Genomic DNA, 26,283 nt, shown 5'->3' on the forward strand with positions numbered 1-26,283 from the left:
CAGGGCCTGTCGTTTGGATCAGGCCGGCTGTGAGATTCGGCGCCTTTCAGCCGACCCGTGCGTGCCAGACCCCGCGACGCCGGGATGATCCAAACGACGGGCCCTAGCTCAACGCCTCCGCGAGCCGGGCCAACGACCGCACGGTGGACCGCACCTCCAGCAGGTACTTCGTCGCGGTGAACCGCTGCGGAGGCATCCCGGCGACCGCCCCCGGCGCGTTCCCCACGGTGTCCACCTCCACCCCGAACGGCAGCTTCAGCATCCGCACGGCGGCGGCGTGCTGGGCCGGCACATAGATGGCCGTGCTCACCAGCAACAGCCGCTCCCCCGGCTGCAACGCGGCGACGCGCCCGGCGAAGAACGCATAGCTGTCCGGCGTGTCCGCACGGCGCCGCGCAGGCTCGCTGGAGGGCGCGGCCACGACCTGGAGGGGCATCCCGTCGGCCGTACGGTAGTGGCGCACTCCCCAGGTGCCGCCCGGGAGCTCGGACTCCTCGCCCTCGACGGACTCCGGCGCACCGAGCCCGAAGGCCCTGCGCGTGCCGGAGTCCATCGCCTCGTACTCCTCGGCGAGTTCGGGCGCCCCGGCCTGCGCGGCGAGCTCGAACTCGTCGCCCACGAAGGGCCGGTGGCCGCCGAGGGCGGTGACCGAACCGGCGGAAACCTGTCCGCTCCGGATCAGCTGGGCGGCATGCGCCGTGCGCACCAGGCAGGCGCGGACGAGCCCGCCGAGGATGAGGACGTGGTCGTAGCGGTCGTACCGCAGCCGCGTACCGCCGCACATGCCGAGCGCCTCCGCAGCCGCCGTCACCAGCTCCTCCTGGTCCGGGCGCATCGCCAGCTCGTCGGCCTGGTTGCGCTCCCGGCCCCGGCGCGTGTCCCACCGGTCGGTGAACGCGTCGAGCCGCGCCAGCCGCTCGACGACGTCGCCCTTCTCGGCGGCCAGATCGCGGGCCAGTTCATGGTCCTGCCCGGTCCTGGAGAACGCCTCGACCAGGGCGCGCACGGGCGCGGAGGCCAGCCAGCCGTCAATGTCCCCGGCCGGGGCAAGCCCCGTTCCGACAAGGGGTACTTGGTCGAATCGCGTGCCCATGAGACCCGTCTCCGTATGGTGGACAACCTCTCGCCGACCCAGTGTTCCACGGGGCCGCACAGGCGCCTCGCCCGCACGGTGCGGGCCCGGCACGCACGCGTGGCGGACAGGACATATCCTCACTGCATGTACTTCACCGACCGAGGCATCGAAGAACTGGAGAAGCGGCGCGGCGAGGAGGAGATCACCTTCGAGTGGCTGGCCGAGCAGCTGCGCACCTTCGTCGACCTGAACCCGGACTTCGAGGTACCGGTGGAGCGGCTGGCGACCTGGCTGGCACGGCTGGACGACGAGGACGACGACGTGTAGTCGAGTAGTCGAGCCGGAGGAGATCGAACTGCCCTCTCATGCTGAGCGGGCTGTTCCCGGGGCGCCCTGATGGGGGCGCCCTTTTGCCTTGTACGGCAACCTGCACGGCCGCCGGTCCTGCTCTGTACGGCGACCCGCGCGGCCGTCAGTCCAGCGGCCGCACCGCGCTGTACGCCAGCCCCAGCACGCCGTGGGCCAGCAGCACCGTGCCCGCGACGATCCAACCGCCGCTGCGGCGCCGTAGACCCCAGACGGTGAGGGGCAGACCGGCCGCCACCTGGGCGAGGGCGAGTACGCGGGCCTTGGGGCCGCCCGCCCAGGGCAGCCAGGGGCCGAGGTGTCCGCCCTCGATGGCGTCGAGTTCGGCGCGGAAGGCGTCACGCCAGCCCGACCACTCGATCCGTACGTGCGGCTGGTCGCGGACGGCCTCGTGGAGGCTCTCGGCGCTTTCGCCGGGGGTGAGACCGGGCGGCAGGGACACGCCCGCGCGCGTGAGGACGGCGATGAGGCCACGCATGCGTGCCCGTGCGTCGGCCGCGCTGTCGGAGCGGGTCAGCTCGTCGAGGGACTGCATGTCGAGGACCGGATCGAGGCCGAGCCGGCCGGCGAAGGTGCGCATGGCCTCGTCCTCGCCGGCCGGGGTGCCGTTGGCGAGCCAGACGTAGCCGACGGGTCGGCGGAAGCCTGAGGCGAGGGTGAATCCGGCGCGGTCGGCGTCCCACCAGAGGGCGAGGACGGGCCAGGGATGGGCGACGGCGAGGGCGGTGGCCCAGCCGGTGAGCACGCGGTCGACCGGTTCGCCTCCCTCTTGCCAGGGCCCGCCCTCGGGGACGAGCACGCTCCACTCCCCGCCGGCTGAGGCCAGCAGCATGTGCTCGCGCAGCAGCTGGGCGGCGGAGGCGACGGTCTCGGGCTCCGCGCGGCAGAGCAGCAGGGCGCCCGGGGCGGGTCGGGCCTGGCGGGCGGACCTGGACTCTTCCGTCGACATATCAACACGCTAGGCCCGTTTGTCCACCTCACGTGACTTGTGATCACCAGAACGAGTGCCTTGACTTTCCGAGTCCGCGATATATCGTGAATTACGTATGACGCGATATGGCGCGTCGTGTTCAGATCCGGCCCGTGCGGCCGCGTCCGGTCGCCCAGGAGGTCCGCACCATGTCCGAGTGGTCCGTAGCCGAGCCCAGGAAACTCACCTTCGACGAGCCGGTGAGCGAGCTCCACGTGCGCATCGTCAACGGAACGGTGAACGTCGTGGGGACGGACGAAGGTTCCGCCCGCCTGGAGGTCTCCGAGATCGAGGGCCCACCCCTGGTGGTGACCCAGCGGGGCGGCACGCTGACGGTGGCCTACGAGGACCTGCCCTGGAAGGGCTTCCTCAAGTGGCTCGACCGCAAGGGCTGGCGGCGCGGCGCGGTGGTCTCCGTGGCGGTGCCGGCCGACACCCGCGTCGAGGTGGGCGTGGTCGGGGCCGGGGCGGTGGTCTCCGGGATCCGCGGCCCGTCGGTCGTCAAGGGCGTCACCGGCGACACGACCCTGGTCGGCCTGTCCGGCCCGGTCCGCGCCGACACCGTCTCCGGGAACCTGGAGGCCCAGGCCGTCACCGGCGACCTCCGCTTCAACTCCGTCTCCGGCGACCTCACGGTCGTCGAGGGTTCCGGCTCCTCGGTGAAGGCCGACTCCGTGAGCGGCGCCATGATCGTCGACCTCGACCCGGACGGCCCGACCGACGTCCGGCTGACCAGCGTCTCCGGCGAGATCGCCATCCGCCTGCCGTCCCCGGCCGACGCGGACGTCGAGGCCAACACCGCGAGCGGCACGATCTCCAACGCCTTCGAGGGCCTCCGGGTGCACGGCCAGTGGGGCGCCCACAAGATCACCGGCCGCCTCGGCGCGGGCACGGGCAAGCTCCGCGCGACGACGATCTCCGGCTCGATCGCCCTGCTGCGCCGCCCGCCCAAGGAGGACGAGCCGTGGGAGGCGGAGGCGTGGGAGGAACCAGGGCCGGTCACGGACTCGACGACCGACCCGGTGATCGGCACCCAGCACAGCTCGGGGGACAATTCCGTCTCCGGCCAGGGCGATGACCCGACCGACACCGCCCCGGCCGACGGCACGACCGACAAGAAGGTGCTCTGACATGCCCCCCGTCTTCGCCCATGGCCGCCTCCGTCTCTATCTGCTGAAGCTGCTGGACGAGGCCCCGCGCCACGGCTACGAGGTGATCCGCCTCCTCGAAGAACGCTTCCAGGGGCTGTACGCACCGTCGGCCGGCACCGTCTACCCCCGTCTGGCCAAGCTGGAGGCCGAAGGCCTGGTCACCCACACCACGGAGGGCGGCCGCAAGGTGTACGCGATCACGGACGCCGGCCGTGCGGAACTGGCCGACCGCAGCGGCGAGTTGGCCGATCTGGAGCTGGAGATCAGGGAGTCCGTCGCCGAACTCGCGGCCGAGATCAAGGCCGATGTGCGCGGCGCTGCGGGAGACCTGCGGCGCGAGATGCGCGCGGCGGCGTCCGAGGCCCGCAGGGGGAACGGCGCCGCGGCGGAGACACCCTACGGCGACTTCTCGGAGTACACCGACAAGGAGGCGTGGCGCGCCGCCAAGGAGGAGATGCGCCGCGCCAAGCAGGAGTGGAAGGAACAGGCCCGCCGAGCCAAGGACGAGAGCCGCCGCGCCCGCGAGGAGGCACAGCGCGCCCGACGCCAGGCCAAGGAGGCCCAGGACCGCGCCCGGGCCCAGGCCCAGGAGGAGGTCCAGCGCATCGCCCGCCGGGTCCAGGAACAGGTACAGGACCACTTCGTCCGCGGCGACTGGCCGACGGGCCTGCGGGAGGGCCTGACGGAACTGGCCAAGGAGTTCGGCGACTTCGGCAAGGACTACGGGAAGGAGTTCGGCAGGGACTTCGGCTTCGGCCGCCAGGACTCCCCCAAGTCGGCGCAGCAGCACCCCGACTACTCGGAGACCCCGGAGGACTTCCCCGCCGGCTACGAACCCAGCTGGGCCCACGAGGCCCCCGGCGACGACCCGGCCCGCGACCTGGACCGCCTGCTCGACCGCTTCCGCGACGACATCCGCGACGCGGCAAGGGACCACGGCGTGACGCCGGACCAACTCCGCGACGCCCGCCGCCACCTGTCGACGGCGGCGGCCCATATCGGAGCGCTACTGCGTACACCGAGGCCCTGACGCCGCTCTGCTGGGCGGGTACGTCGCCCTGGGCGGTACGGCGACGCCTTGGGCGGTACGGCATCGCCGCCTTGCGCGGCACAGCACCGCCCAACGCGCCACGGCACCGCCCTACGCCGGCACGGCCGCCTCATCGGTGATGCCGCCCAGGACCGAGCCCGGACACAACCGGGGCGACGCGCCCGCCTCCTTGAGTCGGGGGCCACACGTGATCCCTTGAGTCCGGGTCCGCGCCCGCCCCCTTGGGCAACGCGCCTGCCTCCTCGGGCGACCCACCGGCCCCCTCCTCAACCGGCCTTGGCCTCTCCGCCGCCATACAGCACGCGGGTCAGGGACTCGTAGGTCACCCCGTGATCGGCGAGTACCTCGGCGGGCACGCCGGGTCGGCTGGTCATGGCCAGCAGGATGTGCTCGTCACCAACGTGCCGGTCCCGACGGGCGACGGCGATGCGCAGCGCCTGCTCCAGCACCTCCTTGGCGCCCCGACTGAACGAACGGTGCCCCGACCACCACCTCTTGTCCTTCCGATCCCCGGACATCGCCCCGACACCGTGCGCTTCCTCGACCCGGGCGACGATCTCCCCGACATCGATCCCCAACCCGGCCAACGCCTCGGCCTCGGCCTGCGACAACCCGCCCCGCCGCCGAGCCTCACCCAAGGCCGTCCGTACGGACTCCGGCCAGTTCCCGCCACCGAGCGCGGCAAGGGCGAACGAGGCCCGGCTGCCCTCCCGATCGAGCAGGGCGAGCAGCATGTGCTCGGCGTCGACGGCCTGCGCCCCACCCCGCTCGGCATGCTCCACGGCACCCGTCACCACCGCACGGGCATCCTTCGTGAACCGCTCGAACATCAACGCCTCCCGTACTTCTTGTGCACGGCCTGCCTGCTGACCCCGAGTTCCGCGGCGATCTCCTGCCAGGACCACCCCTGATTGCGCGCACTGCGCACCTGCACGGCTTCCAGCTGCTCCAGCAACCGGCGCAGGGCGGCAACGGCCCGCAGTCCGACCCGCGGATCGCGATCACCCGCCCGCTCGGCGAGATCTGTTGCTTCGGTCATGATGTCAACGTACATTGACACGCAACCCGCGTCAACCTTAGTTGACAAGCAAAACGGCGGGCCCGAGGCAATGCCCCGAACCCGCCGCAAGATCGATCTGCCGACAGAACCCTCAGTTGGTGAGCACGATCTTCCCGAACTGCTCCCCCGACTCCATCCGCTGGAAGCCCTCCCGGGCCCGATCCATGGGAAGCACCTCATCGATCACGGGCCGCACACCAGTGGCAGCACAGAAGGAGAGCAGATCCTCAAGCTCGTCCTTGGTCCCCATGGTCGAGCCGACGACCTTCAACTCCAGGAAGAAGATCCGGGTGAGCTCGGCGTGCGAGGGCCGGTCCCCACTGGTGGCACCGGAGATGACCAGAGTGCCCCCCGGCTTCAGCGACTTGACCGAATGCGACCAGGTGGCGGCGCCGACCGTCTCGATCACGGCATCGACCCGCTCAGGCAGCCGAGCCCCCGACTCCAGGGCCTCCAGGGCCCCCAACTCCACGGCACGCTTGCGCTTGGCCTCATCCCGGCTGGTGGCGAAGACACGCAGACCGGCGGCCTTCCCGAGCACGATGGCTGCCGTGGCGACTCCACCGCCGGCGCCCTGCACGAGCACGGAGTCGCCGGGGCGCACCCCAGCGTTGGTGAACAGCATCCGGTACGCCGTCAGCCAGGCGGTCGGCAGACAGGCGGCCTCCTCGAAGGAGAGTTCCTTGGGCTTGGGCAGGATGTTCCAGGTCGGCACGGCGACCTGCTCCGCGAACGTGCCCTGATACCGCTCGGTGAGAATGGAACGCGGCTCTCTGGGCCCCACCCCGTGCCCACTCTGGCCGATCACGGAGTGCAGGACGACCTCGTTGCCGTCCTCGTCGACGCCGGCGGCGTCACACCCGAGGATCATCGGCAACTTGTCCTCTGCGAGGCCCACGCCCCGCAGCGACCACAGGTCGTGATGGTTGAGGGAGGCGGCCCTGACATTGACGGCACTCCAACCGGGACGGACCTCGGGAGCCGGCCGCTCCCCCAACTCCAGTCCGGAAAGCGGCTGGTCGCGGTCGATTCGGGCGGCGTAGACAGCGAACATGACGTTGACGATAGGCTCCCCCGCCACCCGACGGAACCAAGCCCCCCTGTGAGACACGCCCTCTTGTCAACGCACCCGGCGTTGGTGCGGGCCCCACTGGGGGCTGCCGCCCCCAGACCCCCGCTTCGGCCCTGAAGGGGCCCCGCCCTCAAACGCCGGACGGGCTGAAAATGCCTGGACCGGCACCGAGAAGTTGCCGTGTCACCCACAGCCATAAGGCGATCCGGCGTGCGGCGATGGCGCGTACCCCTACGGGCCTGCAGTCGCGTACGGCGGCAAGGGGACGCGTCAATCACCACCGGCGGCAACCGTGGGCGACGTCACCCAACTGATCCCGCTGATCCAGGCCGTCCCGCCGATCCTCGGCAAGCGCGGCCAGCCACTGCGCCGCCCCAGGTATCTGTAGGCCGACCGCGGCTATGACCACGAGGTCTACCGGGACAAGGTCCCCCGGTTCCAGATCACCCCGCACCTCGCCCGGCGCGGCACCGGGCACGGCTCCGGCCTGGGCGTGTACCGCTGGGTCGTGGAAGGAGCGATCGCGCTGCTGCACTGGTTCCGCCGCCTGCGCATCCGCTGGGAGATCCGCGACGACATCCACCACGCGTTCGTGAACGCATTCGTAGCAGTCGGGCCCGCGCAGCCTCACATCCGGGATCTCAGCACGTCGACCTCACAGCCCGGCGCGAACGGGTCGAAGCCGTGCTCGATCAGCCAGCGAACTGCCAGCAGGCTTCGCAACGACCACCACGCGTGGATCACGTCGAGGTCGATGTCGGTGCCATAGCCGGCGACGACGTCGCCGAGGTGCTCCTCGTGTCCGAGCGTGAAGGTGGCGAGGTCGTACAGGGCATCACCGTGGCCCGCCTCGGACCAGTCGATGATGCCCGTGACCTCGTCGCCTTCGACGAAGACGTGCGCGATCTGCAGGTCGCCGTGCGTGAACGCCGGAGTCCACGGCCGGAGCGCGGCCTCGGCGACCTGGCGGTTGTGGGTGACCAGGTCAGCGGGCAGGACGCCGTTCGTCACCAGCGACTCGCACTCGTCGTCGAGTTCCGCCGCCAGCGCGACGATGCTCCGACCGGCCCGGCCGGGCCGGGGCGGGAGCGGCGCGTCGTGCAGCTTCCGGATGGCGGCGCCCGCCGCGGCCCACGCCGCGGGCGACCCGGTCGACGGCCCGCCGAGGCGCCCAATCGTCGTCCCCGGGAGTGCGGCGATCGCGAGCACGGGCGGCTTGCGCCACAGGACCTCCGGGGTCGGGACCGGCGCGAGGGACATCGCCTCGACCTCGACGTCGATGCGCGCCTGATCGGCGTCCACCTTCAGGAACACGTCGCCGACGCGCAGGGTCGCGCGCTCGGAATGGGCGACAACGACTTCGACCTCATCCATGGGCGAGAAGTATTCCGGGGATGATCGCCGACGTCGCCGGGTTTATCGCGTGCGATTACGCGGCTGACTGCATCCCGACACCCGGCGGCCTCGTGCGCGACACCGACCTCTGACCAGGTCAAGTCCACCACTCTTGTCAGGAGTCCTAAGTCCAGCCGCCGGTCCGAGGACGGACACCCCCGACGCGGCCCCGACCCACCCACCACACCGCAGGCGCTACGCGCACCCCCACCACACCCGCACAGGCCGCCGCAGGCATCCCACCCACAACCGCCAGAGGCAAAGGCAACCGCCACACAAACAAATGACCCCGCCCAACCCGGACGGGGCCATTCAACGACACGACACCAACCGTCAGCGCCGAGCAACACCCTCCGCCCGGGCCGCAGCAGCAACCGCCGCCGTAACCGCAGGCGCCACCCGCTCATCGAACGGCGACGGAATCACATAGTCCGCAGCGAGATCGTCACCCACGACAGCCGCCAACGCCTCCGCCGCAGCGATCTTCATCCCCTCGGTGATCCGAGAGGCCCGCACCTGCAGCGCCCCCGCGAAGATCCCCGGAAACGCCAGCACGTTGTTGATCTGGTTCGGGAAGTCCGACCGCCCGGTGGCGACAACCGCCGCGTACTTGTGCGCGACATCCGGATGCACCTCCGGATTCGGGTTGGCCATGGCGAAGACGAACGCGCCCGAGGCCATGGAAGCCACCGCCTCCTCCGGCACCGTACCGCCGGACACGCCGATGAAGACGTCCGCACCCTCCAGAGCCGCCTCCAGCGGCCCGGTGATACCGGCCTTGTTCGTGAACCCGGCAAGCTCCCGCTTGACCGACGTCAGGTCCTCCCGGTCGGCGGACACGACGCCCTTGCGGTCCGCGACGGCCACATCCCCGATACCGGCCTCGACCAGCATCTTCGCGATGGCGACACCAGCCGCACCGGCACCCGAGATGACGGCCCGCAGATCCCCGATGGACCGCCCGCTCAGCCGCGCGGCGTTCCGCAGGGCCGCCAGCGTCACGACCGCCGTGCCGTGCTGGTCGTCATGGAAGATCGGAATGTCGAGCCGCTCCTGGAGCTTGCGCTCGATCTCGAAGCACCGCGGCGCCGAGATGTCCTCCAGGTTTACGCCACCGAAGGACGGCGCGAGCCGCACCACCGTCTCGACGATCTCGTCGACGTCCGTGCAGTCGAGCGCGATCGGGACCGCGTCCACGCCGCCGAACTGCTTGAACAGAATCGCCTTGCCCTCCATCACCGGAAGGGAGGCCTCCGGACCGATGTCCCCGAGCCCGAGCACCGCCGTGCCGTCGGTGACCACGGCCACGACGGACGACTTCCACGTGTAGTCGTGGACGAGGTCCGGCTGCTCGGCGATCGCGGTGCACACGCGCGCGACGCCGGGTGTGTATGCGAGGGACAGGTCGTCCTTGTCACGGATCGGCACGGTGGCCTGCACGGCCATCTTGCCGCCGCGGTGCAGCGCGAACGCCGGATCGAAAGATTCGACGGGCTCGGCCTCGCCGTCCTGATCCGTATTGCTGTCGCTGCGAGGATTGACGATCTCCGCTGCCACTTTGTTTTACCCCTTAAATCTTCATTGGTTGAGGGTGACCACTCCTGGTGAGGGGTGGGCGGGACCGCGCAGACCCGATCTGTTGATGCGTACGGGTCATACGCGACGGCGCGCCGCACACGCGCCCTGAGCCCCGGATGAGGGGTGTAAAGAACCTTCTTACCGGACGGGCGAGCCGACGACGAGTCCAATACGTGCAAGATCACATGACGGGAAGGGAAACATGCACAGCGACAACACGAATCGGACACGACCCGGCGACGGAATCGCTGTGATTCATGACCGAATAAGCGGACAATCGGCACCAGAAACCGCGAACAACTACCAGCAGCAACAAACACCGCACGCGACCGGCCCGCATCGCGAGATACGCCGAAGATCTTCCGGCCGGAAGGTCAGATTCCCATAGAAGGTCCGGTCGTGATGTACCGACCTGAGGCGGTTCGGGGGTAACCCGTTATCCGATTTTGACATGGCGGGCATCCTGAATGGCTCAGTCCGAATGGCAAGATGCCGTAATCACACGAGGTCGCGACACTCGAAGGCGTGTGTTCCCGTCGACCTAGGAAACCAAGGCATCTGCCGATCCCATCGACAGGTGTCGCCCCATCGGCAACTCCACCCATCCGCCGGAGGAACCCACCATGACCGCAAGCTCCACCCGCCGTAACTCCGCCGCGCGCTCCAGGGCAGCCGCGGTAGGTGCAATCGCGGTCGCAGGCGCCCTGATTCTCACCGGTTGCGGTGACCAGACCGAGGGCGGCGGCAACGGCGGCACGAGCGAGACGGGGAAGTCCAGCGCGGCCCCCCTGTTCGACAAGCTCCCCAAGAAGATCCAGGACGCGGGCGTCATCAAGGCCGGCACGAACGCCGAGTACGCCCCGATGGAGTTCCAGGAGGGCGGCAAGATCGTCGGCGTCGACCCCGACATCGCCGCCGCGGTGGGCGAGAAGCTGGGTGTCGAGGTCCAGTTCACCTCCGGCTCCTTCGACGGCCTGATCACCGCCCTGAACTCCGGCCGCTACGACATCGCCATGTCCTCCATCACGGACAACAAGCAGCGCCAGGAGGGCCTGGACGACAAGGGCAAGAAGCTCGGCCCGGGTGTCGACTTCGTCGACTACTTCGTCGCCGGCACCGCCGTGTACGTCCAGAAGGGCAACCCGAAGAAGATCAACTCGATCGAGGACCTGTGCGGCCAGACGGCGGCCGTGCAGCGCGGCACGACGTACGAGAAGGCCCTGCAGACCCAGTCCAAGGCCTGTACGGACGGCGGCAAGAAGGCGATCAACATCGAGTCGTTCGAGAACGACACCGAGGCCCAGACCCGCGTGAAGTCGGGCGGCGCGGTCGCCGGCGTCAACGACTACCCGGTCGCGGTCGACCTGGCCCGCAAGGCCGGCGGCGGCAACGACTTCGAGGTCGTCGGCGAGCAGGTCGACGCCGGTCCGTTCGGCATCGCGGTGAACAAGGACAACAAGGAGCTCACCGCGGCCCTCGAAGAGGCCGTCAACGCAATCATCGAGGACGGCACGTACAAGAAGATCCTCGAGAAGTGGGGCGCCGAGTCCGGCGCCATCGACAAGGCCGCGATCAACGGCGGCAAGTGACCGTCCCGGGCAAGTACTGAAGGGCAGTCACAGTGACTGACAAGTTCGACAAGGAGCCGGCCGACGCGGAGCCGTCGGCCGCCGTCTCCAAGGACGGCGGGGACATCCCGCCCGAGGCGATCAAGGCCATCCCGATCCGCCACTACGGCCGCTGGGTCAGTGGTGTCATCGTGCTGGCCCTGCTGGCCCTGCTGATCAACGCGTTCGCCACCGCCAAGAAGATCCAGTGGAGTGCCGTCGGCGACTACGTCTTCGACTCCACGGTCGTGGCGGGCGCCGGCCGCACCCTACTGATCAGCGTCCTCGCGATGATCATGGGCGTGGTCCTGGGCGTCATCCTGGCCGTGATGCGGATGTCCAAGAACCCGGTGACCAGCTCGGTCGCCTGGCTCTACATCTGGATCTTCCGCGGCACTCCGGTCTACGTCCAACTGCTCATCTGGTTCAACCTGGCGCTGGTCTTCGAGTACCTGAACCTCGGTCCGATCTACAAGGACGAGATGGTGCAGGTCATGACCCCGTTCATGGCGGCCCTGCTGGGTCTGGGTCTGAACGAGGCGGCGTACATGGCCGAGATCTGCCGTGCCGGTCTGATGGCCGTCGACGAGGGCCAGACCGAGGCCGCGCACGCGCTCGGCATGAGCCACGGCAAGACGCTGCGCCGCATCGTGATCCCGCAGGCGATGCGGGTGATCGTGCCGCCGACCGGCAACGAGTTCATCAACATGTTGAAGACCTCGTCGCTGGTGTACGCGGTGACGTACCCCGAACTACTGCGCGCCACCTCCACGATCGGCTCCACGTCGTACGCCGTGATGGAGATGCTGTTCGTGGCGTGCATCTGGTACCTGGTCATGACCAGCGTGTTCAGCGTCTTCCAGTACTACCTGGAGCGCCGTTACGCCCGTGGGTCGCTGCGGAACCTGCCGGCGACTCCGTGGCAGAGGATCAAGGTCAACCTGATGGCCTTCAGCCGCGAAAGGGGCGTGTGAGATGACCGCCATGGTGAAGGCCGAGGGCGTCCACAAGTCCTTCGGCGCCGTCAAGGTCCTCAAGGGCATCGACCTGGAGGTGCAGACCGGCGAGGTGTTCTGCCTCATCGGCCCCTCCGGCTCCGGCAAGTCGACTTTCCTGCGGTGCATCAACCACCTGGAGAAGATCAACGCCGGCCGGCTGTACGTCGACGGCGACCTGGTCGGCTACCGCCAGAAGGGCGACAAGCTGTACGAGCTCAAGGACAGCGAGGTCGCGCAGCAGCGCCGGGACATCGGCATGGTGTTCCAGCGGTTCAACCTGTTCCCGCACATGACAGCCGCGGAGAACGTCATGGAGGCGCCGATCCAGGTCAAGGGCACGAGCAAGGCCCAGGCCAAGGAGCGCGCGCGGGAGCTGCTCGACCGCGTCGGCCTGGCCGACAAGGCGGGCGCCTACCCCGCACAGCTCTCCGGCGGCCAGCAGCAGCGCGTGGCGATCGCCCGGGCCCTGGCGATGGACCCGAAGCTGATGCTCTTCGACGAGCCGACCTCGGCCCTCGACCCGGAGCTGGTCGGCGACGTCCTCGACGTCATGCGCGACCTGGCCGAGTCCGGCATGACGATGGTCGTCGTCACCCACGAGATGGGCTTCGCCCGCGAGGTCGGCGACAGCCTGGTCTTCATGGACGGCGGCGTGGTCGTCGAGTCCGGCGACCCGCGCGAGGTCCTGACCAACCCGCAGCACGAGCGGACGCAGGCGTTCCTGTCCAAGGTGCTCTGACGGTACGACGGTGAAGGGGCGGTACGAGGTTGTCGTACCGCCCCTTCACCCTGTGCTCCCCCCATGGATCCTGCCGGTTCCGGGCGGCAGCAGCTTCGCCGGCCGTTTCTCCCTCTACTTCAGGGCCAGCAACAGCGTGTCCGAAGGCGAGCACCACACCGGCCGCAACTCCCCGAACCCCTTCTCGCGCAGTACGCGCGCGTGCCACTCGGCGGACGGCATGTCGCCGTCGGCGTGCTCGCCGTAGATCTCGAAGCGGCGGGCCGTGGGCCCGGCCAGCACCGGGTCCTTGGCCGCCAGCTGCCACCACTCGGCCCAGTCGAGGACACCGGACTTGGCCTGATCCATACGGGCGTGGCGCAGGGCGCGCTCGGCGGCGTTGATGCGGGGCGTCGAGTCGTCGATCATGTGGTCCGCGTTCAGGAAGACACCGCCGTCGCGGACGAGCTCCGCGACCTGACCGTAGAGAGCCGCGAGGGGTTCGCTGTGCAGCCAGTGCAGGGCCGTGGCCGTCAGGACGGCGTCGTAGGAGTCGTACGGCAGCTTCGCCGGCCACTCGGGGTCCGTGAGGTCGGCCGCGACGAACGTGACCCGGTCGTCGCCCGCGAAGGTGCCCTCGGCGATGGCCAGGAGCGCCGGGTCGAGGTCGACGCCCGTGCTGGTGGCCTTCGGGAACCGCGCGAAGAGCCGGGCCGTGATACTTCCCGTGCCGCACGCGAGATCGAGCACGCGCGGGGCGGGGCCGACGAGGGCCTCGACCATGTCGAGCATGATCCGGAAGCGTTCCTCGCGGTCGGGCATGTACCACTCCTGCTGCCGGTCCCAGCTCTCCTGCCAGGCAGCCCAGTCGGCTCCGATCGTGGTGGTGATGTCCGTGTCCGTCATGGAAACCCTCCATCGCGCATTCACGTAATACCCTGGAAGCACGATCAGCTGTTACCCGACCGCACCACGACGATAGAACGCCTCCGTAAGGACTACAAGTGGAACTGGCCTATTACTCGGACTACGCCGTACGACTCGTCAACAGCGAGGACCCGGCCCGGGGCAAGGACTCGCTGACCTCGGTCGAGGCCGTCCGCGATCTGTTCGGCGTCAGCCAGGAGGCCGCACGTCGCGCCACCGACGCCGACGTCACCCGCTTCCGCTCGGTCCGTGCGCGCCTCAGGGCGGTCTTCGAGGCGGCGGACGACGGCGACGAGGCGCTGGCGGTGAACCTGCTGAACTCGCTCCTGCTGGAGTTCCCGGTGAGCCCGCAGATTTCCGGCCATGACTTCCGGGACGACGACGGCCGCCCCCTGTGGCACATGCATCTGGCGGACCATCCGTCGAACGCGACCTCGGGCTACGCGGCGATCGCGGCGATGGGCCTGGCGTTCCACCTGACGGAGTTCGGCGTCGACCGGCTGGGCCTGTGCGAGGCGGCCCCGTGTCGCAACGCCTACCTGGACACGTCCACCAACCGCTCCCGGCGCTACTGCTCCGACCGCTGCGCGACCCGCGCGAACGTGGCCGCCTACCGCGCCCGCAAGCGCCTGGAGGCCGACCGGTCGGCGAACACGGGCCGCACGGCCGACAGCGCCCAGCGCGCCAGCGCGAACGGCGAGCGCTGATCGGGCTTGCGCGGCCGGTACCGGAAGCAGACCCTGCCCAGGATCAGCTCATCCGGCACGACCCCGTAGTCGGTGCTGTCGCCCCCGGCGTAGGTGTTGTCCCCGAGCACCCACCATCCACCGTCCCGCCGCTCCGCGGCACGCTTGACGACGAGCAGGTCCTGCTGGAACGGATGCCGCAGGATGACGACGTCACCGGCCCTGATCCGCCCCCGGTGCACGACCAGGAGCAAGTCCCCGTGATACAGCGTGGGCACCATCGACGGCCCGGTCACCTCGGCCCACCCGAAGGGCCGACCCGCGCGCCCGCGCTCGGTCTCCTGCGACAACTCCGGCATCCCCGGCACCTCCCCGGTACGGTCCTCCACCAGTCTCAGTCTGACCCTGGACTTTTGTCCTAAGCCCATGGGGGCACTCGCGAAAACCCGTCTTGCAGGGAGTAATGTCCCACCTGAGAAGACGATCACGAGGAAGGAATGCTCCATGCTTTCCCGCCTGTTTGCCCCCAAGGTCAAGGTCAGCGCGCACTGCGACCTGCCCTGTGGCGTGTACGACCCGGCCCAGGCCCGCATCGAGGCGGAGTCGGTGAAGGCCGTCCAGGACAAGATGGCCGCCAACGACGACCCGCACTTCCAGGCGCGTGCCACCGTCATCAAGGAACAGCGCGCCGAGCTCGCGAAGCACCACGTCTCGGTGCTCTGGAGCGACTACTTCAAGCCCCCGCACTTCGAGAAGTACCCGGAGCTGCACCAGCTGGTCAACGACGCCCTGAAGGCCCTCTCTGCCGCCAAGGCGTCCACCGACCCGGCGACCGGTCAGAAGGCTCTGGACTACATCGCCCAGATCGACAAGATCTTCTGGGAGACCAAGAAGGCCTGACCCAGGGCACTTTCGTCCGGCCTCCCGAAGGGGCCCAGCCGCTACCCCGGCTGGGCCCCTTCGACGTTCCGGCGATGGCAAACCGTCAATAAGTGGCGAATGAGATCTATGGGACACCCCAACGGGCTCAAGGTTCCCCCAGATCCCGGTGATTGTGTTCACGCCACCGACGGTGGCTGCGGGCCGCCCCGTCCCGTAGGTTCTGGCATGTCCACCCCGTCGGCCGATCTGCGACGCGGGTGGTTCACGGGGGAGGAAGAGCAACGCTCGATCCCGTCTCGGCCCAGTCGGCCGAGGCGTTCGTCGGTGTGCTGCTCTGCTGCAGCGGGCGAGTGGGACCACATCACCCGGCGGGCTGTCCCCCGCCGTATCGGATGTCGATCCCCCGGGAGAAACCCCTGCGCCGCCGCCCGCCCCTCTGGCCGATCCCGCTGTTGTGGACCCTCGCCCTCGGCCTGTGGGGACTGTCCCGGCAGCACAGTGTGTGGCGGGACGAGGCCGCGACCTGGCAGGTGGCCCGGCGGTCCGCCGGCGAGATCTGGCACATGCTGGGGCAGGTCGACGCCGTGCACGGGCTCTACTACCTGCTGATGCACGGCCTCTTCGAGTGCTTCGGGGCCGGTACCGCCACTCTGCGGCTGCCCTCCGTCCTGGCCACGGCCGTCGCGGCGGCCTGCGTCACCGTCATCGGCCAACGGCTGGCCGGGGTCTGGGCGGGCCTGGCGGGCGGACTGGCGTTCGGGCTGCTGCCGACGGTGCAGTTCTACCTCCAGGAGGGCCGCCCGTACGCACTCGTCGCGGCCGGGGCCGGGATCTCGACCCTGTTGCTGGTGACCGTTCTGCAAGGCCGTGGCCGAGCGGTGCACTGGGTCGCGTACGGCAGCACGGTCGCGGTGTGCGGGCTGCTGAACTGGCTGTCGCTGCTGATCCTGCCCGCGCATCTGGCGACGCTCCTCTGGACGCGGGCCCGGCGCGGCACGTACACACGCTGGACGGTGGCCTCGACCGCCGCCGTCGCCGCCGTACTGCCGTTGATCCTGTTCAGCCGGAGCCAGTCCGACCAGGTCTCCTGGATACCGCCGCTGACCTGGCACATGCTGATCGGCCCCGCGATCCTGCTGGCCCTCGGTGGCCTCGGGGCCGTGCTGGACCGGCCGCGAGCGGGACGGCTGTCCGCCGCGGCCGTCGGGCTGCCGCTGCTGGCGGTACCGCAGGTCGCCCTCATCGGCCTGTCCCTGATCAAGCCCCTGTTCCTGGACCGCTACGTCCTGTTCAGCATGCTCGGCCTGGCGCTGCTCATCGGCACGGCGCTGGGCACGGCCGTACGGGCGACCCGGCCGCGCTTCCCGAGAGCCTCGCTGTGGCTGGTCCCGGTGGTGGTCGCCGTGGCGGTGACGGCGTTGTCGCCGCAGTCGCTGGCCAAGCGCTCCCCGGCCAGCCGGGTGGACGACGTCCTGGCGGTGGCGGCCGACGTGCGACGGCTCAAGGAGAACGGGGACGCGGTCGTGTTCATACCCGCCGCCCGGCGCGACACCGCGCTCGTCTCCCCCGGTCACTTCTCCGGCCTGCGGGACGTCGCGCTGGCGGAAGGCCCGGTGGCGTCGGGGACGTTGAAGGGCGAGGAGGCGGATCCGGCCCGGATACGGGCGGCGATGCTGGCACAGCGCCGGATACTGCTGGTCACCGACATGCCCGACGTGGCCCGGCCCTTGTCGAACCGGCGGGACAGGGCGAAGACGGCCGTGCTGGAGGAGCACTTCACGGTGGTGGCGGACGAGCAGGTCCGCGGGCGACGGGTGACGGTGTACGAGCGGATCGGACCGGCGCAGCGGTAGGGCCTGTCGTAGCAGAAAGGCCTGATGCAGCAGTAGGGCTGGTCGGCTGGTCGTGGGGGCCCGGCCGACTCTCCGGCCGGGCCCCCACCGCTGTCCGCGGGATCGGATCCGTCAGTGGAACTGCGGCACGATCAGATAGATCCCGTACGCCACCACCGCCGCGCAGGCGAGGAAGCACAGCCCGGCCTGGGCGGAGCCCAGGGTGGATGTGCCGCCCTCCTCACACGCCCCTTCGTGGCGGGCCAGGCCCAACACGCCGAGGGCGAAGACGGCGACCACGGCCACCGTGACGGCGAGGCTCACCGCGGCGACCTGGCCGAGTGCGGTCCAGTCGAGGTTCATGATGTGAACTGCCCTTTCTCAGGAGACTGTCAGGCGGCCGTGCCGACCGGCGTCGGCTCCTCGCTGCGGATCGAGACCTCATGGGCGTCGTTGACGTTGTGCGCGGACACCGGGTTGCGGCGGGAGATGAGCACGATGCCGGCGGCCACGGCGGCGCCGATCAGGGCGACCACGGCCGTACCGACGTTGCCGCCGTGCTTGACCGCGCTCGCCGAGACACCGCCCACCAGCGCCGCCGCGGGCAGGGTGATCAGCCAGGCCACGACCATGCGACCGGCGACACCCCAGCGGACCTCCGCGAGGCGGCGGCCCAGGCCCGCGCCGAGGATGCTGCCCGAGGCGACCTGAGTGGTGGACAGGGCGAAGCCGAGATGGGCCGAGGTGAGGATCACCGTCGTGGAGGCCGTCTCGGCGGCGAAGCCCTGCGGGGACTGGATCTCGGTCAGGCCCTTGCCCATCGTGCGGATGATCCGCCAGCCGCCCAGGTAGGTGCCGAGGCCGATGGCCAGACCTGCCGAGGCGATCACCCACAGGGGCGGGCCCGCGTCATGGCCGAGCGCGCCCGCCGAGATGAGGGTGAGCGTGATGACGCCCATCGTCTTCTGCGCGTCGTTGGTGCCGTGGGCCAGGGAGACCAGCGAGGCCGAGGCGATCTGGCCGACGCGGAAGCCCTTGGTGACGGACTCCTTGCGGGCGCGGGCGGTGAGCTTGTACGCCAGGTACGTGGCCAGCAGCGCCGCGATCCCCGCCACGAGCGGCGAGGCGACGGCCGGGATCAGTACCTTCTCGACAACCTTGTCGAAGTGCACGCCGTGCGACCCCGCACCCACCCAGACGGCCCCGATCAGCCCGCCGAACAGCGCGTGCGACGAACTGGACGGCAGCCCGACCAACCAGGTGAGCAGATTCCACAGAATGGCCCCGACGAGACCCGCGAAGATCATGCCCGGGGAGACGAGTGTGTCGTCCACGATGCCGCCGGAGATCGTCTTGGCGACCTCGGTGGACAGGAAGGCACCGACGACGTTCAGAACGCCGCTGATGAGCACTGCGGTCTTCGGTTTGAGCGCCCCCGTGGCGATGGACGTGGCCATCGCGTTCGCCGTGTCGTGGAATCCGTTGGTGAAGTCGAAGGCAAGGGCCGTCACAATGACGACCGCCACCAGGAACGTGATGTGGTCCATTCCCCAATGCAAACAAGCGCGGACCAATTCGCGACGAACCAACGGCAAAGCATGTCTCAGGAACAGGCGCGCGGTTGGTAAGGGTCCTGCAAAGCCGGCGTGGTGAAGCTTGAGGACGCCACGCGGCTGCGGCAGCCGGCCACCGCGCGACGGATTTACGGCGCCCCGCTCCAGGCGACTCTACGATCACCCCATGAGCATCCGCTGGACCTACGCCTTCGTCGACCGTCCCGCCGGGTCCTTCGCCCGGGCCCACGCCTTCTGGACCACGGTGACGGACACCCGGCTGTCCGAGTTCCGCGGCGAGCAGGGGGAGTTCGTGACGCTGCTGCCGGGCGGCGGGGCCGACCCCTGCGTCAAGGTCCAGGGCGTCGACTCGGGCGCCGGCGGCGCACATCTCGACTTCGCCGTGGACGACGTACCGGACTTCCTGAAGTCGGCGCTTCGGCTGGGGGCGGGCATCGCCGCCGAGCACGAGGGGTGGGCCGTACTGCGCTCGCCCGCCGGAAAGCTGTTCTGCGCCGTGCCCTGGCACGGCGAGTCGGTACGGCCGCCCGTGGTGCACGGCAGCCGGCTCGACCAGGTCTGCGTCGACCTACCGCCCTCGCTGTACGACGCCGAAGTCGCCTTCTGGAGCGCCCTGTTGGCCGACTGGACGTCGGTGCCCGGCTCCCGCCCCGAGTTCCATGTGCTCAAGCCGCCGACCGGGCTGCCCCTCCGCATCCTGCTCCAGCGACTGGACGACGAACGCCCCACCTCGGCACACCTCGACCTCGCCTGCGCTGACGTCGACGCGACCCGCGCCCGGCACGAGGAGCTGGGGGCGGCCTTCGTCGCCCAGGGCGCCCACTGGACCGTGCTGCGCGACCCCGCGGGCGGCACGTACTGCCTGACCGGCCGCGATCCGGAGACGGGCGGGCTGGCCGGCCAGGGCCAGTCCTGAGGACGGCCAGCGCCTGCCCTAAGGGCGGGTCCTGATGAAGCAGAGCGAGCGGCCGTTCTCGTCGGGCGTGGCACCCGTGCACGCCGACTCCCAGCCCTCCGGAAGCGACGGTGTCGGACTGGCCTCCTCCCAGCCGTAGGGCCCCGAAGGCTCGGCGGCGTCCCGCATCCACAGCGTCGCCCCGCCCGCGACCGCCACGAGGACGACCCACACCACCACGACCCACCGCCATAACCGGCGGCGACCCGTCACCTCCACACCTCCACGTCCACCACCGCGTCCACCGGAATCGGCCCGTACACATGCGGGAACTCCTCGCTCCCGGGCTCCGGCGCCTCGTACTTCAGCGGCACGTCGAGTCGCGCCGGGTCCACGACCAGCACCACGAGCTCGTCGGGGCCGTCGTAGGAGCCGTACAGGAAGGCCGCCACGGTCGGGAGTTGGGCGCGGGTGGAGCAGTGGACGAAGCCCTCCTCCGCGAGGGTGCGACCACGCGTCGACATCTCGTACGTGCCGTGCTCGCGGGCCGCGTCCCACAGGGAGCGCTCGGTGATGTGGAGGATGTACGTGCGTTCGGGCATGGGCCCACGCTACGGGCTCAGTCGCGCCGCCCGCGCGTGCAAATAGCGCTGCTCCGGCAGGCTCAGGGTCTTGGCGGCAGCGGCCTCGTAGGCGGCGCGGGCCTCGTCGTGCGCCCCGGCTCGCTCCAGAAGGTGGGCGCGGACCGCGTCCAGACGGTGCCCGGCACCCAACTCTCCCTCCAGCTCGGCCAGTTCGCCCAGCCCCGCACGCGGGCCCCGGACCATGGCGACGGCGACCGCGCGGTTGAGGCGCTCGACGGGACCGGGAACGAGACGGATCAGGACGTCGTAGAGGCCGAGGATCTCCTGCCAGTCGGTCTCCTGCGCGGACGGCGCCTCGTCGTGGACGGCGGCGATGGCGGCGCGCAGTTGGTACGGACCGGCGCGGCCCTGGGAGAGGGCTCGGGTGACCAGGGCGACGCCCTCGTCGATCGCGGCCTTGTCCCAGCGGTCGCGGTCCTGTTCGTCGAGGGGGACGAGCTCCCCCTGCGGGCCGGTGCGCGCGTCGCGGCGGGCGTCGGTGAGCAGCATCAGGGCGAGCAGGCCGGCCACCTCGCCGTCGCCGGGAAGCAGGCGCTGGACCTCGCGGGTCAGCCGGATCGCCTCGCCGGCGAGGTCCCGGCGCGTCAGGCTGGCGCCCGAGGTAGCCGTATAGCCCTCGTTGAAGATCAGATACAGGATCTGCAGGACCGCGGGCAGCCGGTCGACCCAATTGTCGGGACGCCCGAAACGCACCCCGCGGACCTTCTGCTTGGCCCGGCTGATTCGCTGGGCCATGGTCGCCTCGGGGACCAGATACGCGCGGGCGATCTCCGCCGTGGTCAGACCGCCGACCGCGCGCAGGGTGAGGGCGATCTGGGCGGGCGGGGTCAGGTCCGGATGGCAGCACAGGAAGAGCAGGGTGAGGGTGTCGTCCTCGCGGGGAGCGCGGTCCGCCCCGGGCGGCGGGGCAGTGAAGGCGTCGCGCGGTGTCAGCGCCGCGACCTTGTCCTCCCGGGCCCGGCGGGCCTCCTCCGCGCGCAGGGCGTCGGTCAGCCGGCGTGCGGCGACCTTGATCAGCCAGCCGCGCGGATTGTCCGGGACACCGGCCCGCGGCCACTGCTCGGCCGCCGCGAGCAGTGCCTCCTGTACGGCCTCCTCGGCGGTGTCGAAATGGCCGTACCGCCGCACCAGCGCGCCGAGGACCTGCGGCGCGTGGCGGCGCAGCAGGTCCTCGGTCTCGGGTGAGGCGCGCATCTACGGCTGTCTCGGGTTCTACGGCTCAGACGTCCCCGGAGCCGTCGTCGATGGGCCGGATCACCACCGGGTACGCGGGGGCGCCCGCGGGCTGGGGGCACTGCAGAACGCGCTCGGCGATCTCGGTGACCCGCTCAAGGCTCGCGCAGTCCAGCACCCAGTAGCCGGCGAGCAGTTCCTTGGTCTCGCTGTACGGCCCGTCGGTGATCACTGCCTTGCCGTCCGCGCCCAGGCTGACGTGCCGGCTCTTCGCGGGCGCGGCCAGCCCCTGCCCGTCGACCATCTCGCCGCTCTCCGCGAGGTCGTTGTTGAGGGCGCCCATGAAGGCGTACATCGCCTGGACGTCTTCCTGACTCCAGGCCGGCGACTGCTCGGACGCCTTCCCCTGCATCGCCTCGTAGTCCGCCTGCGTGCCCTGCACCATGACCAGGTACTTCATGACTGAACTCCTTCGGTTTCCGTCGGCTCGGGCCACCCTCGTGGGCGGCTTTCACAGGGGACGTCGGAGCCGGTCCGGGTTTCTCGACACAGGGCTCAGGAATTTTTCGCGGTGGGCGTGGAGGGTGTCGTGGGGCTTGCGGGACTCGTGGGGCTTGTGTGGCTGGCAGGGCTCGTGGGGGCGTCAGGCTGCTCGTGCTTCTCCTCGTGCTCGGCGCCCTCTTCGGCGTACGCCTCGCAGTCAGGGTTCCGGCACGGGCCGGCCACCCATGTGGGGACCCAGGCACCCAGCGTCTTGTGGCGCCGGACGACCGTATCGACGGGCTGTCCGCAGTGGGGACAGACGTGCTCTTGGCTGCCCATGTCCTCAGAGTAGGGCGGGAGACCGCTCAGCGCTTCCTGCTGTACGTACGAACCAGGGCGCCGTTGCCGAACGTCCGCACCGCGTCGAGGCTGAACTCCGTGATGGCGAAGTCGGAGCCGAACATCGGCATGCCCGTGCCGTACACGAGGGGGTAGGTCTTGATGACGAGTTCGTCGATCTCGTCGAGCAGCTCACCGGCGAGCTGTGAACCGCCGCAGAGGTAGATGCCCAGTTCGCCGTCCTCCGCCTTGAGTTCACGGACCTTGCCGACCAGGTCGTCCGAGACGATCTCGACCTGCGGATCGGGTGACTCGGTCAGGCTGCGCGAGGCGACGTACTGGCGCAGATGGGCGTACGGGCTGGTGATGCCCTCCTTCAGGGCCAGGTCGTAACTGCCCCGGCCCTGGATGATGGTGTCGAACCGCCGGTTGGCCAGGTCGTCGCAGCCGAGGGCACGGCGGCCGTGAGTCGCGATGGTCTCCGGATGCTCCGCCTTGAGGAACTCCAGGAACTCCGCGTCGAGGAGGGCCATCATCGCCGTCCCGTCGCCGCTCGGGTCCCCGATGAAGCCGTCGATGGAGCAGGCGATGAAATAGGTGAGCTTTCGCAAGCCGGTCTCTTTCCGTAGGCTGGTCAACCACTCCGGTTGTAGTGCTTCAGTTGTAGTACTTCGCTTGTAGTGGCTGCAAGGGCATTTCAGAAATACTTCCGGGCCGGATGGAAGTGAGAGAGGGGATTCCGAATGGCGGGTAATCCGGAGCGCAGGGCCGCCCTCGTCGACGCGGGCGTCGAGGTGCTCGCCCGCGAGGGGGCGCGCGGGCTGACGTTCCGTGCGGTGGACGCCGAGGCAGGGGTGCCGGTCGGCACCGCCTCCAACTACTTCACCGGGCGCGACGACCTGCTCCGCCAGATCGACGCCCGGCTGCACGTGCGGCTGGCGCCCGACCCCGAAGTGCTGGCCGGGCTGCTGACGCGACCGAAGGACCGCTCTCTGGTCACCGCGTTCATGCACGACCTGATGGCCCGCGCGACCCGCGACCGCACGGGCTATCTGGCCCTGCTGGAGATGCGCCTGGAGGCCACCCGACGCCCCGAACTCCGGGCCTCCTTCACCAAGTCGGTACGCGGCGACCTGGAGTACGGCATGCAGTTCCACCGGGACGCCGGCCTGCCCGGCGGCGACGAGACCGTCACCGTGCTCTATCTCGCGATGCTCGGCCTGATCCTGGAGCACCTGACCCTGCCGGGGGTACTGGACGGCGCACTGCCCGGGGTAGGCGTACCGGAAGGGCTGGTCGAGCGGATCGTGGCGACGGTCGTGCCGGAGGGGTAGGGCGCGGAGGGACGGGCCGGGGGCGCGGGGAGACGGGATGGGGTCGCGCACGGACAGGCCCGGGCCGCGAAGAGACGGGCTCGGGCCGCGGAGAGACAGGCCGAGGTCGCACACGGACGGGCCGGGGCCGCGGAGAGACGGACCCGGGCCGCCGGGTGCGGGCTCAGCCGCGCGGCTCCCGCCACATCGGCCACATCCGAGGGCCGTCCGGGAGGTCGAGGGGACGGTCCTTGAGGTCGAAGCCGAGGCGCTCGTACAGCTTCCGGCTGCGGGCGTTGCTCGCCTGTAGGTAGGCGGGCCGACCGTCCTGGTCGCAGCGGTCGAGGACCGAATTGATCAGCGCGGTGCCGAGCCCCTGGCCCTGGCACTCGGGGGCGACGGCGATCATCCACAGGTACTCGTGAGCGGCGCCGGAGGGGTGGATGCCGTCGGTCAGCCGGGCGATCTGCTCCACCCGCTCGTTGTCCGGGTCGACCTCGGCGCGCAGCCGGGCGGGGCCTTCGTCGTCGGCGTGCTCGGGATCGAGTCCGTGGTCCTGCGCGGGTATGGACAGCCACAGCGCGCAGGCCGTGCCGTCCTCCGTGACATCAATGCGGCCCTCTTCGAACACGATGTCGGCGAAGGCGGCCATGAGCCTGGGGTGCCTGCTACGACGCCGCTCCTCACCCGGAAACACCCAGCCACTGACCGGATCGTCCTGGAAGGCCGCGTCCAGCAGACGCACCACCAGCTCCCGGTCCCCCTCGCCCGCCGCCCGGATCGCCACGCCCATGCCTACCCGCCCCTTCGTCTCAACCGGCCTTGATCGTAGGGGGATTGAGGCGCGTGCGCCGTCCGGCAAACCGGTTTGTCGAGATCTGACCGGTGGACCGGGAGGGCAGCCCCGGTACGCAGGGACGGGCCCCGCGCACCGTGGGGATGCGCGGGACCCGTCAGCCCGAAGCCCACCGGCGGCCGCACGGGGTCAGGAACCGTACGGCCCCGTGACTCCGGGGTCTGAACGACCGATGGCCGCCGTGGCCTTGGTCGTACGGCCGTCGGCCGCATTGCCTTTGGTTGTCCGGCCATCGGCCGCGGTGCCTGTCGTCGAACGGCGGTCAGCCGCGGTGCCTTTAGCCATACGGCCGTCAGCCGCGGTGCCTATGGCCATACGCCGTCAGCCGCAGCGCCTTTCGCCCTACGACCGTCAGCCGCACCGCCTCTCACCGAACGGCCATCGGCTGCCGGGAACTGTCCGGCGCCGCGGCCTCGGTCAGTTCGGTCAGTGCGGCCGTCGGCCACCGCTCAGTTGCTGCGTCGGGTCACGAACTCCGCCAGGGACAGGAGTCCGCCCGCCTCCTCCGGGTCCGGGACCGCGCGGGCCAGTTCCTGCATGGCGCGGGCCATCCGGTCGGCGGCCTGGGCCTGCGCCCAGTCGCGTCCGCCCGCCCGCTCGACGGCGAGCGTGGTCCGCACGACGTCCCCGTCGTCCTCCTTGTCGTACGGCGCCGCGTACAACGCGGCCAGTTCCGCCGCCGCCGGACCACCGGAGGTCAGCGCGGCAACGACCGGCAGGGACTTCTTGCGGGCGGCGAGGTCCGCGCCGGCCGGCTTGCCGGTGTGGCTGGGGTCGCCCCATATGCCGATCACGTCGTCGATGAGCTGGAAGGCGAGGCCGGCCTCGCGGCCGAACGCGTCCAGCGCAGCCACGTCCTCGTCCGCCGCCCCCGCGTACAGCGCGCCGAGGGCGCAGGCGCACCCCAGCAGGGCGCCGGTCTTGGCCTCCGCCATGGCGAGCACCTCGTCGAGGCCGACGTCGCCGGGGCCCCGCTTCTCCATGGACGTGTCCGCGTGCTGGCCGGCGCACAGCTCGACCACGCAGGCCGCGAGCCGGGCGGCGGCCGCCGCGGACGCCGGGTGCGTGTCCTCGGCGAGCAGCCGCAGGGCCAGCGCCTGGAGGGCGTCACCGGCGAGGATCGCGTCGGCGTCGCCGAACACGGTCCACACGGTGGGCCGGTGCCGACGGGTGGTGTCCCGGTCCATCACGTCGTCGTGCAACAGCGTGAAGTTGTGCACCAGTTCCACCGCGACGGCCGCCGGTACGGCCGCCGCACGCGCGCTCGGTCCGCCTAGCGCGGCAGCCGCGGTCAGGACGAGGGCGGGACGGATCGCCTTGCCCGCGTTGCCCGCCGCCGGCGTACCGTCCGCGTGCTCCCAGCCGAAGTGGTAGCGCACGATCCGGCGCAGGGAGACGGGCAACGACTGGACGGCGGCGCGCAGTTCGGGGTCGACCGAGGCCCGGGCCCGCTCCAGGATCACCGCCGCCTCGGGCCCGTCGAGCGAACCGGTCACGCTGGCGTGCCGCGTCGTTCGCGTCGTCGACTCGGCCATGGGATCCCCCTCGGAGAGTCCGCGGACGGTGGCGCCTGCGCCGCGGCTGGGCGCATACGACGGAGGTCTACCCGCCCTGCCGCGTGCAGACACGGCCCCCAGG

General features: G+C 70.4%; 30 protein-coding genes and 1 pseudogene. 12 read left to right on the forward strand and 19 right to left on the reverse strand.

What is annotated here, in order from left to right; all coding sequences use genetic code 11:
* Positions 1 to 103: 103 nt before the first annotated feature.
* Complete coding sequence (locus ACIA8X_RS11410; RefSeq protein WP_399458232.1) at positions 104 to 1,093, reverse strand: hypothetical protein; 990 nt, start codon at positions 1,091 to 1,093, stop codon at positions 104 to 106.
* 126 nt (positions 1,094 to 1,219) lie between these two features.
* Here ACIA8X_RS11410 and ACIA8X_RS11415 point away from each other — a divergent pair, with 126 nt between their 5' ends.
* Complete coding sequence (locus tag ACIA8X_RS11415; protein ID WP_003997970.1) at positions 1,220 to 1,402, forward strand: DUF6104 family protein; 183 nt, start codon at positions 1,220 to 1,222, stop codon at positions 1,400 to 1,402.
* Between the two features lie 145 nt (positions 1,403 to 1,547).
* On the opposite strand, the gene ACIA8X_RS11420 is transcribed toward ACIA8X_RS11415, so the two are convergent.
* Positions 1,548 to 2,390: a hypothetical protein gene (locus tag ACIA8X_RS11420; RefSeq protein ID WP_399458233.1), complete on the reverse strand. Its 843-nt coding sequence runs from the start codon at positions 2,388 to 2,390 to the stop codon at positions 1,548 to 1,550.
* Positions 2,391 to 2,560: 170 nt separating this feature from the next.
* On the opposite strand from ACIA8X_RS11420, the gene ACIA8X_RS11425 reads away from it, so the two are divergent.
* Together ACIA8X_RS11425 and ACIA8X_RS11430 are read left to right on the forward strand one after the other, a co-directional pair.
* A complete protein-coding gene (locus tag ACIA8X_RS11425; protein ID WP_393448660.1) occupies positions 2,561 to 3,541 on the forward strand; it encodes a DUF4097 domain-containing protein in 981 nt (326 codons plus the stop codon).
* 1 nt (position 3,542) lies between these two features.
* Positions 3,543 to 4,592 carry a helix-turn-helix transcriptional regulator gene (locus tag ACIA8X_RS11430; protein WP_393448657.1) on the forward strand — a complete coding sequence of 350 codons (1,050 nt, stop codon included), beginning with the start codon at positions 3,543 to 3,545 and terminating at the stop codon, positions 4,590 to 4,592.
* 287 nt (positions 4,593 to 4,879) lie between these two features.
* Here the strand turns inward: ACIA8X_RS11430 and ACIA8X_RS11435 are convergent, their stop codons facing one another.
* The 3 genes from ACIA8X_RS11435 to ACIA8X_RS11445 all read right to left on the reverse strand — a co-directional run bounded on the left by ACIA8X_RS11435 (position 4,880) and on the right by ACIA8X_RS11445 (position 6,727).
* On the reverse strand, positions 4,880 to 5,443 hold the full coding sequence (locus ACIA8X_RS11435; RefSeq protein WP_393448654.1) for a Clp protease N-terminal domain-containing protein: 564 nt from the start codon (positions 5,441 to 5,443) through the stop codon (positions 4,880 to 4,882).
* On the reverse strand, positions 5,443 to 5,652 hold the full coding sequence (locus tag ACIA8X_RS11440) for a helix-turn-helix domain-containing protein (RefSeq protein WP_003997975.1): 210 nt from the start codon (positions 5,650 to 5,652) through the stop codon (positions 5,443 to 5,445). The genes ACIA8X_RS11435 and ACIA8X_RS11440 overlap by 1 nt, the downstream gene beginning before the upstream one ends.
* Before the next feature lie 112 nt (positions 5,653 to 5,764).
* A complete protein-coding gene (locus ACIA8X_RS11445) occupies positions 5,765 to 6,727 on the reverse strand; it encodes a zinc-binding dehydrogenase (protein ID WP_393448650.1) in 963 nt (320 codons plus the stop codon).
* Between the two features lie 297 nt (positions 6,728 to 7,024).
* Between ACIA8X_RS11445 and ACIA8X_RS11450 the strand changes: the two are divergent.
* A pseudogene (locus tag ACIA8X_RS11450) lies at positions 7,025 to 7,328 on the forward strand (transposase); the annotation flags it as partial.
* 44 nt (positions 7,329 to 7,372) lie between these two features.
* Here the strand turns inward: ACIA8X_RS11450 and ACIA8X_RS11455 are convergent.
* Positions 7,373 to 8,119 carry a phosphotransferase family protein gene (locus tag ACIA8X_RS11455; RefSeq protein ID WP_399458234.1) on the reverse strand — a complete coding sequence of 249 codons (747 nt, stop codon included), beginning with the start codon at positions 8,117 to 8,119 and terminating at the stop codon, positions 7,373 to 7,375.
* Positions 8,120 to 8,473: 354 nt separating this feature from the next.
* Positions 8,474 to 9,697, reverse strand: coding sequence for an NADP-dependent malic enzyme (locus ACIA8X_RS11460; protein WP_393448644.1), 1,224 nt, complete (start codon positions 9,695 to 9,697; stop codon positions 8,474 to 8,476).
* 644 nt (positions 9,698 to 10,341) lie between these two features.
* Here ACIA8X_RS11460 and ACIA8X_RS11465 point away from each other — a divergent pair.
* The 3 genes from ACIA8X_RS11465 to ACIA8X_RS11475 are packed head-to-tail and all read left to right on the forward strand — an operon-like array spanning position 10,342 to position 13,062.
* Entirely contained in the window at positions 10,342 to 11,307 is a 966-nt protein-coding gene (locus tag ACIA8X_RS11465; protein WP_393448641.1) for an ABC transporter substrate-binding protein, read from the forward strand.
* A gap of 32 nt (positions 11,308 to 11,339) precedes the next feature.
* Positions 11,340 to 12,299, forward strand: a complete 960-nt coding sequence (locus tag ACIA8X_RS11470) for an amino acid ABC transporter permease (RefSeq protein WP_393448638.1) — start codon at positions 11,340 to 11,342, stop codon at positions 12,297 to 12,299.
* 1 nt (position 12,300) lies between these two features.
* Entirely contained in the window at positions 12,301 to 13,062 is a 762-nt protein-coding gene (locus ACIA8X_RS11475; RefSeq protein ID WP_393448635.1) for an amino acid ABC transporter ATP-binding protein, read from the forward strand.
* A gap of 114 nt (positions 13,063 to 13,176) precedes the next feature.
* On the opposite strand, the gene ACIA8X_RS11480 is transcribed toward ACIA8X_RS11475, so the two are convergent.
* A complete protein-coding gene (locus tag ACIA8X_RS11480; RefSeq protein WP_399458235.1) occupies positions 13,177 to 13,947 on the reverse strand; it encodes a class I SAM-dependent methyltransferase in 771 nt (256 codons plus the stop codon).
* Between the two features lie 98 nt (positions 13,948 to 14,045).
* On the opposite strand from ACIA8X_RS11480, the gene ACIA8X_RS11485 reads away from it, so the two are divergent.
* Positions 14,046 to 14,675, forward strand: a complete 630-nt coding sequence (locus tag ACIA8X_RS11485) for a CGNR zinc finger domain-containing protein (RefSeq protein ID WP_393448629.1) — start codon at positions 14,046 to 14,048, stop codon at positions 14,673 to 14,675.
* Here ACIA8X_RS11485 and sodX read toward each other — a convergent pair.
* On the reverse strand, positions 14,579 to 15,013 hold the full coding sequence (gene sodX / locus ACIA8X_RS11490; protein WP_393449004.1) for a nickel-type superoxide dismutase maturation protease: 435 nt from the start codon (positions 15,011 to 15,013) through the stop codon (positions 14,579 to 14,581). The two genes, ACIA8X_RS11485 and sodX, sit on opposite strands and share 97 nt — an antisense overlap.
* 145 nt (positions 15,014 to 15,158) lie before the next feature.
* Here sodX and sodN point away from each other — a divergent pair, with 145 nt between their 5' ends.
* Entirely contained in the window at positions 15,159 to 15,554 is a 396-nt protein-coding gene (gene sodN, locus ACIA8X_RS11495; RefSeq protein ID WP_005480378.1) for a superoxide dismutase, Ni, read from the forward strand.
* A gap of 374 nt (positions 15,555 to 15,928) precedes the next feature.
* Positions 15,929 to 17,389: a hypothetical protein gene (locus ACIA8X_RS11500; protein ID WP_399458236.1), complete on the forward strand. Its 1,461-nt coding sequence runs from the start codon at positions 15,929 to 15,931 to the stop codon at positions 17,387 to 17,389.
* Positions 17,390 to 17,500: 111 nt separating this feature from the next.
* Here the strand turns inward: ACIA8X_RS11500 and ACIA8X_RS11505 are convergent, their stop codons facing one another.
* Both ACIA8X_RS11505 and ACIA8X_RS11510 read right to left on the reverse strand, forming a co-directional pair.
* On the reverse strand, positions 17,501 to 17,731 hold the full coding sequence (locus ACIA8X_RS11505; protein WP_393448625.1) for a hypothetical protein: 231 nt from the start codon (positions 17,729 to 17,731) through the stop codon (positions 17,501 to 17,503).
* A gap of 29 nt (positions 17,732 to 17,760) precedes the next feature.
* Positions 17,761 to 18,915, reverse strand: a complete 1,155-nt coding sequence (locus tag ACIA8X_RS11510) for an anion permease (RefSeq protein ID WP_393448622.1) — start codon at positions 18,913 to 18,915, stop codon at positions 17,761 to 17,763.
* A 193-nt stretch (positions 18,916 to 19,108) separates the two neighbouring features.
* Between ACIA8X_RS11510 and ACIA8X_RS11515 the strand changes: the two genes are divergently transcribed.
* Positions 19,109 to 19,858 carry a VOC family protein gene (locus ACIA8X_RS11515; RefSeq protein WP_399458237.1) on the forward strand — a complete coding sequence of 250 codons (750 nt, stop codon included), beginning with the start codon at positions 19,109 to 19,111 and terminating at the stop codon, positions 19,856 to 19,858.
* An 18-nt stretch (positions 19,859 to 19,876) separates the two neighbouring features.
* Here ACIA8X_RS11515 and ACIA8X_RS11520 read toward each other — a convergent pair whose 3' ends face one another.
* From ACIA8X_RS11520 to ACIA8X_RS11545, 6 genes are all read right to left on the reverse strand, one after another.
* On the reverse strand, positions 19,877 to 20,110 hold the full coding sequence (locus ACIA8X_RS11520) for a hypothetical protein (RefSeq protein WP_399458238.1): 234 nt from the start codon (positions 20,108 to 20,110) through the stop codon (positions 19,877 to 19,879).
* Positions 20,107 to 20,439: a DUF952 domain-containing protein gene (locus ACIA8X_RS11525; protein ID WP_399458239.1), complete on the reverse strand. Its 333-nt coding sequence runs from the start codon at positions 20,437 to 20,439 to the stop codon at positions 20,107 to 20,109. Before ACIA8X_RS11525 ends, ACIA8X_RS11520 begins: the two co-directional genes overlap by 4 nt.
* Positions 20,440 to 20,448: 9 nt before the next feature.
* A complete protein-coding gene (locus ACIA8X_RS11530; RefSeq protein ID WP_399458240.1) occupies positions 20,449 to 21,675 on the reverse strand; it encodes an RNA polymerase sigma factor in 1,227 nt (408 codons plus the stop codon).
* Positions 21,676 to 21,700: 25 nt separating this feature from the next.
* On the reverse strand, positions 21,701 to 22,114 hold the full coding sequence (locus ACIA8X_RS11535; protein ID WP_393448607.1) for a YciI family protein: 414 nt from the start codon (positions 22,112 to 22,114) through the stop codon (positions 21,701 to 21,703).
* Positions 22,115 to 22,209: 95 nt separating this feature from the next.
* Complete coding sequence (locus ACIA8X_RS11540; protein WP_399458241.1) at positions 22,210 to 22,476, reverse strand: hypothetical protein; 267 nt, start codon at positions 22,474 to 22,476, stop codon at positions 22,210 to 22,212.
* 26 nt (positions 22,477 to 22,502) lie between these two features.
* Positions 22,503 to 23,087 (reverse strand): dihydrofolate reductase family protein, encoded by a 585-nt coding sequence (locus ACIA8X_RS11545; RefSeq protein WP_393448601.1) that lies wholly within the window; start codon positions 23,085 to 23,087, stop codon positions 22,503 to 22,505.
* A 132-nt stretch (positions 23,088 to 23,219) separates the two neighbouring features.
* Here ACIA8X_RS11545 and ACIA8X_RS11550 point away from each other — a divergent pair, with 132 nt between their 5' ends.
* The gene (locus ACIA8X_RS11550) at positions 23,220 to 23,810 is read left to right on the forward strand and encodes a TetR/AcrR family transcriptional regulator (protein WP_393448598.1); all 591 of its coding nucleotides are present in this window, start codon (positions 23,220 to 23,222) and stop codon (positions 23,808 to 23,810) included.
* Between the two features lie 163 nt (positions 23,811 to 23,973).
* On the opposite strand, the gene ACIA8X_RS11555 is transcribed toward ACIA8X_RS11550, so the two are convergent.
* Both ACIA8X_RS11555 and ACIA8X_RS11560 read right to left on the reverse strand, forming a co-directional pair.
* Complete coding sequence (locus ACIA8X_RS11555) at positions 23,974 to 24,582, reverse strand: GNAT family N-acetyltransferase (RefSeq protein WP_393448595.1); 609 nt, start codon at positions 24,580 to 24,582, stop codon at positions 23,974 to 23,976.
* A 512-nt stretch (positions 24,583 to 25,094) separates the two neighbouring features.
* Entirely contained in the window at positions 25,095 to 26,180 is a 1,086-nt protein-coding gene (locus ACIA8X_RS11560) for a family 2 encapsulin nanocompartment cargo protein polyprenyl transferase (protein ID WP_399458242.1), read from the reverse strand.
* Positions 26,181 to 26,283 lie beyond the last annotated feature (103 nt).

Origin of the sequence: Streptomyces sp. NPDC051738 (assembly GCF_044453205.1) — a bacterium.
Classification (GTDB): Bacteria; Actinomycetota; Actinomycetes; order Streptomycetales; family Streptomycetaceae; genus Streptomyces.

Coding starts and splice junctions, on each gene's coding strand:
- sodN (WP_005480378.1), top strand. CDS start 15,159: ATGCTTTCCCGCCTGTTTGCCCCCAAGGTCAAGGTCAGCGCGCACTGC.
- ACIA8X_RS11560 (WP_399458242.1), bottom strand. CDS start 26,180: ATGGCCGAGTCGACGACGCGAACGACGCGGCACGCCAGCGTGACCGGT.
- ACIA8X_RS11425 (WP_393448660.1), top strand. CDS start 2,561: ATGTCCGAGTGGTCCGTAGCCGAGCCCAGGAAACTCACCTTCGACGAG.
- ACIA8X_RS11555 (WP_393448595.1), bottom strand. CDS start 24,582: ATGGGCGTGGCGATCCGGGCGGCGGGCGAGGGGGACCGGGAGCTGGTG.
- ACIA8X_RS11540 (WP_399458241.1), bottom strand. CDS start 22,476: ATGGGCAGCCAAGAGCACGTCTGTCCCCACTGCGGACAGCCCGTCGAT.
- ACIA8X_RS11435 (WP_393448654.1), bottom strand. CDS start 5,443: ATGTTCGAGCGGTTCACGAAGGATGCCCGTGCGGTGGTGACGGGTGCC.
- ACIA8X_RS11445 (WP_393448650.1), bottom strand. CDS start 6,727: ATGTTCGCTGTCTACGCCGCCCGAATCGACCGCGACCAGCCGCTTTCC.
- sodX (WP_393449004.1), bottom strand. CDS start 15,013: ATGCCGGAGTTGTCGCAGGAGACCGAGCGCGGGCGCGCGGGTCGGCCC.
- ACIA8X_RS11505 (WP_393448625.1), bottom strand. CDS start 17,731: ATGAACCTCGACTGGACCGCACTCGGCCAGGTCGCCGCGGTGAGCCTC.
- ACIA8X_RS11440 (WP_003997975.1), bottom strand. CDS start 5,652: ATGACCGAAGCAACAGATCTCGCCGAGCGGGCGGGTGATCGCGATCCG.
- ACIA8X_RS11430 (WP_393448657.1), top strand. CDS start 3,543: ATGCCCCCCGTCTTCGCCCATGGCCGCCTCCGTCTCTATCTGCTGAAG.
- ACIA8X_RS11500 (WP_399458236.1), top strand. CDS start 15,929: ATGTCGATCCCCCGGGAGAAACCCCTGCGCCGCCGCCCGCCCCTCTGG.
- ACIA8X_RS11535 (WP_393448607.1), bottom strand. CDS start 22,114: ATGAAGTACCTGGTCATGGTGCAGGGCACGCAGGCGGACTACGAGGCG.
- ACIA8X_RS11525 (WP_399458239.1), bottom strand. CDS start 20,439: ATGCCCGAACGCACGTACATCCTCCACATCACCGAGCGCTCCCTGTGG.
- ACIA8X_RS11530 (WP_399458240.1), bottom strand. CDS start 21,675: ATGCGCGCCTCACCCGAGACCGAGGACCTGCTGCGCCGCCACGCGCCG.
- ACIA8X_RS11410 (WP_399458232.1), bottom strand. CDS start 1,093: ATGGGCACGCGATTCGACCAAGTACCCCTTGTCGGAACGGGGCTTGCC.
- ACIA8X_RS11550 (WP_393448598.1), top strand. CDS start 23,220: ATGGCGGGTAATCCGGAGCGCAGGGCCGCCCTCGTCGACGCGGGCGTC.
- ACIA8X_RS11420 (WP_399458233.1), bottom strand. CDS start 2,390: ATGTCGACGGAAGAGTCCAGGTCCGCCCGCCAGGCCCGACCCGCCCCG.
- ACIA8X_RS11510 (WP_393448622.1), bottom strand. CDS start 18,915: ATGGACCACATCACGTTCCTGGTGGCGGTCGTCATTGTGACGGCCCTT.
- ACIA8X_RS11475 (WP_393448635.1), top strand. CDS start 12,301: ATGACCGCCATGGTGAAGGCCGAGGGCGTCCACAAGTCCTTCGGCGCC.
- ACIA8X_RS11415 (WP_003997970.1), top strand. CDS start 1,220: ATGTACTTCACCGACCGAGGCATCGAAGAACTGGAGAAGCGGCGCGGC.
- ACIA8X_RS11480 (WP_399458235.1), bottom strand. CDS start 13,947: ATGACGGACACGGACATCACCACCACGATCGGAGCCGACTGGGCTGCC.
- ACIA8X_RS11515 (WP_399458237.1), top strand. CDS start 19,109: ATGAGCATCCGCTGGACCTACGCCTTCGTCGACCGTCCCGCCGGGTCC.
- ACIA8X_RS11465 (WP_393448641.1), top strand. CDS start 10,342: ATGACCGCAAGCTCCACCCGCCGTAACTCCGCCGCGCGCTCCAGGGCA.
- ACIA8X_RS11455 (WP_399458234.1), bottom strand. CDS start 8,119: ATGGATGAGGTCGAAGTCGTTGTCGCCCATTCCGAGCGCGCGACCCTG.